Origin of the sequence: Pseudomonas sp. Sample_24, from assembly GCF_004307605.1 — a bacterium.
Classification (GTDB): Bacteria; Pseudomonadota; Gammaproteobacteria; order Pseudomonadales; family Pseudomonadaceae; genus Aquipseudomonas.
The window spans coordinates 1-3645 of sequence record NZ_RCNW01000315.1 but is presented as its reverse complement, the minus strand read 5'-3'; the positions used below and the strand labels follow the sequence as shown (position 1 = coordinate 3645).

At 60.7% G+C, this 3645-nt stretch carries 3 protein-coding genes; 2 read left to right on the top strand and 1 reads right to left on the bottom strand.

Annotated features, from left to right (window positions below; translation table 11 throughout):
* Positions 1 to 1233, top strand: a 1233-nt coding sequence (locus D8V06_RS16865; RefSeq protein WP_277751306.1) for a DNA gyrase subunit A, incomplete at its 5' end; no start/stop codon positions are given.
* Between the two features lie 176 nt (positions 1234 to 1409).
* Positions 1410 to 2123: an ABC-type transport auxiliary lipoprotein family protein gene (locus tag D8V06_RS16860; RefSeq protein ID WP_056852353.1), complete on the top strand. Its 714-nt coding sequence runs from the start codon at positions 1410 to 1412 to the stop codon at positions 2121 to 2123.
* A gap of 248 nt (positions 2124 to 2371) precedes the next feature.
* Here the strand turns inward: D8V06_RS16860 and D8V06_RS16855 are convergent.
* A partial coding sequence (locus tag D8V06_RS16855; RefSeq protein WP_130931354.1) for a HAMP domain-containing protein occupies positions 2372 to 3645 on the bottom strand: 1274 nt, incomplete at its 5' end.

The window sequence follows — 3645 nt, the reverse complement described above, 5'->3', positions numbered from 1 at the left end:
GGCAAGCCGCAGCTGAAAAACCTGCGCGCCTTGCTGGTCGAGTGGCTGGAGTTCCGGGTTCAGACCGTTCGTCGACGCCTGCAATTCCGCCTCGATAAAGTCGAGCGTCGCCTGCACCTGTTGGACGGTTTGCTGATTGCCTACCTCAACCTGGATGAAGTGATCCACATCATCCGCACCGAGGAACATCCGAAAGCCGCGCTGATCGAGCGTTTTGCCCTGAGCGAGATCCAGGCTGACTACATTCTCGACACCCGCTTGCGTCAGTTGGCGCGGTTGGAAGAAATGAAGCTGCGCGCCGAGCAGGATGAACTGCTCAAGGAACAAGCCAAGCTGCAAGCCTTGCTGAGCAGTGAAGCCAAGCTGAAGAAGCTGGTGCGCAGCGAGTTGATCAAGGACGCTGAAACCTATGGCGATGACCGCCGTTCGCCAATCGTCGAGCGTGCTGAAGCCAAGGCCCTGACCGAACACGATCTGCTGCCGAACGAGAAAGTAACAGTCGTTCTGTCGGAGAAAGGCTGGGTACGTTCGGCCAAAGGTCACGAAATCGACGCCACCGGGCTTTCCTACAAGGCTGGCGACGGCTTCAAGGCCCTGGCGGCGGGGCGTTCCAACCAATTTGCGGTGTTTATCGACTCCACCGGTCGCAGCTATTCGGTGGCTGCGCACACGCTGCCATCGGCCCGTGGCCAGGGCGAGCCGCTGACCGGTCGTCTGACGCCACCGCCGGGGGCGAGTTTCGAGTGCGTGCTGATGCCCGAAGACGATGCGTTGTACGTGATCGCCTCCGATGCCGGTTACGGTTTCGTGGTCAAGGGTGAAGACCTGCAGGCCAAGAACAAGGCGGGCAAGGCGCTGTTGAGCCTGCCGAACAACGCCAAGGTCATCCTGCCGCGGCCTGTCGCCGATCGTGAACAGAACTGGTTGGCGTCGGTGACCACCGAAGGTCGCCTGCTTATCTTCAAGATCAGCGATCTGCCACAATTAGGTAAGGGCAAAGGCAACAAGATCATCGGGATTTCCGGTGAGCGAGTGGCCAGTCGCGAAGAATATGTCACGGACATCGCCGTTATCCCGGAGGGTGCAACCTTGGTGCTTCAGGCTGGAAAACGTACCTTGTCACTGAAAGCAGACGACCTCGAACACTACAAGGGTGAGCGTGGGCGTCGTGGTAATAAACTGCCGCGTGGCTTCCAGCGGGTGGATGCGCTGCTCGTCGAAAACCTCAATTAAGCGTCCTAGAGCGCTCGATCTACGATTTAACGCGTAGATCGACGCTTTCGCGCTGGAGTCGGAACGCATATTCACGGATGATATGGCCTTTCAAGCGCCGGCGTGGCCGAGCGTTCTTCATATTTATTGAGTATTTTCACTGTGATTAGCCTTGTGGCAATCACCTGGATGGGACGATGACTGCTCTGCGCCTTCCTTTTATTCTGATGCTCGCCGGCGTTCTTGGCCTGGCGGGCTGCAGCGTTCACCAGCCGGTGTCGCTGTATCAACTGGACAGCGGTAGTCCGGTTCAGCCTGCGCAAAGCGCGGGCATGGCTGTATTGCTGGGCCCGGTGACCGTTGCCGACTATCTGCAACGCGAAACCCTGTTGCAGCGTCAGCCCGACGGCAGCCTGCAAGCCGCGACCGACGGTCGCTGGGCCGGCAGCCTGTCTTCCGACATCGACCAGTTGTTGCTGCGTCAGGTCGCCGGTCATCTGGACAGCCAGCGCGTGGTATTGGCGCCGGCCACCGTTGGCTTCACGCCAGACGTTCAAGTGTTGTTGACCATCACGCGCCTGGATTCTGGGACCAAGCAGCCGGCCATCCTCGATGCGCAATGGCGCCTCATCGACCGTCGTGGGCAGGTCCGCGACAATCGCATCATTCATTTGCAGGAGCAGCACGCCGGCAGCACGGCGGCGCAGGTTCAGGCTCAGGGTGTGCTGTTGCAGAAACTGGCCGAACAGCTGTCGACTGCGCTCAAGCCTCTGGCCAACCAGCCGCCAATCGCCGAAGCGCCAAAAAAACCGGCGGCCAAGCCTGTGGCACCGGCGGCGGAAGCGGAAAAGCAGCCGAAGATCCCGATGGCCTCGCCGATTCGCACGGACATGGAAGTGTTCCGCTTCTAAGCTTGTGATTGATTCATGACAAGGCCCGCTTTGATGCGGGCCTTGTTGTTTCTGCGGGTTGGAGATGATCGTTCCCATGCTCAGTGGGAATGCAGCCCGTGACGCTCTGCGTCACATCAGGGCCAGGCTGGAAGGAGGTGGGGCTGGAACGCGGAGCGTCCCTGGAGGCATTCCCACGCTGAGCATGGGAACGATCAGCCCGCAGACGAGTGATGATCTGCGGGCTCTTTCACAACGGGGCTTAAGGCTTACGCCCGGCGTTCATGCATCCGCGCCAATTGCCGCTCCAGCATCGACGGATAAGGCTCCATCAACCGCTCTACGCAGCAAGCGCCTTCAGGGCTGGCAATCGGGCGGATCCGCGCGCGTTGGCGGATCAGCGCGTCGTCACTGATCTTGCGTTCCACCAGCAGCAGGTTGCGGCTGTGTTGCGACAGGGCCAGGGCGTCCTGGGCGGCATCGGTCAGCAGCAGATCGATCTGGCTCAGACCGAACAAATCGTCGCCCAGGGTAAGGCCCAGCTGCAATTGCAGGGTGATGCCGCTGTCGGCGACTTCGATTTGTAACTGGTGGCCGAGCGCGCGGAGCAATTCGCCGCAGCAAATGGCATTGGTCAGGTAATCGTCGCCGCTGTCTTCGGTGTGGAACAGCATCAGTGTGCTGCCGTCGTTCAGCGTGTGCAGTTCGCTCTCGTACAACGAAGCGGCCTGATCAAGGCAATCACGATAGCGTTTGAGCAATTCTTCCAGACGTGTGCGCGGCAAGCGACGCAGTTGCTCCTGGGAGCCCAGCTGCACGGCCAGAACGGCGCTGTGCTGCGGTACATTCGAAGGAGCAGGGCGGGCAAGCGGTTTCACTACGCTGTCTGCGTCATCGAGCAAATCGGCAAACGCATCGTCGTCATCGTCTTCAACGGTGCTGACAACGCGCCGTGGGGCCGCTTTCTTCGCCGCCATCGGCCGGCTTTCGTCGAAGCTCGGATCGCGCAGGTTGCGCACTTCGAAGCCCGGTTCGGCATCGTCATCATCGCTGTCTTCGAGCTCGGGTTCCGGCTCCGGTTCAGGCTCGGCCGGTTCCGGTGCGAAGTTGGCGTGCAGTTGCCGGGCCAGATCACCGATCTCGTCCTGGCGTTCGGTGGCCGGGGTGTATTCGTCGATATTGCGCAGCCAGACGCGCAATTGCAGGAGCGGCGTAGAGATGTGCCGACCCAGGCGCAGGCTCAAGGCCAGGGAAAGTGCCAGCAGGATCGCGCTGAGGATGCCCATGCTTTGCAGGCTGATGGTCATCGGCTGCTGGAACTGATCCATGTCCAGGCTGATGCGCAGTTGCCCGGCCGTCACGTCCTGGAAGGTGATCTTGCTCTGGTACATGCCCTCGGCTTCGCCCAGCAAGCCGTGCTTGGGCCGCTGACCGGCTTCGGCGAGGATGCGGTTGTCGACGCTGTAGATGGCGGCGTGGGCCACCAGCTTGTTCTTGGTCAGGTTGTTGAGCAGCACGTTGAGGCTGAGGATGTCGTTGGACA

What these genes read in the sequence shown, in the direction of transcription:
- D8V06_RS16860 (WP_056852353.1), top strand. Translation starts at nt 1,410, where the DNA reads ATGACTGCTCTGCGCCTTCCTTTTATTCTGATGCTCGCCGGCGTTCTT.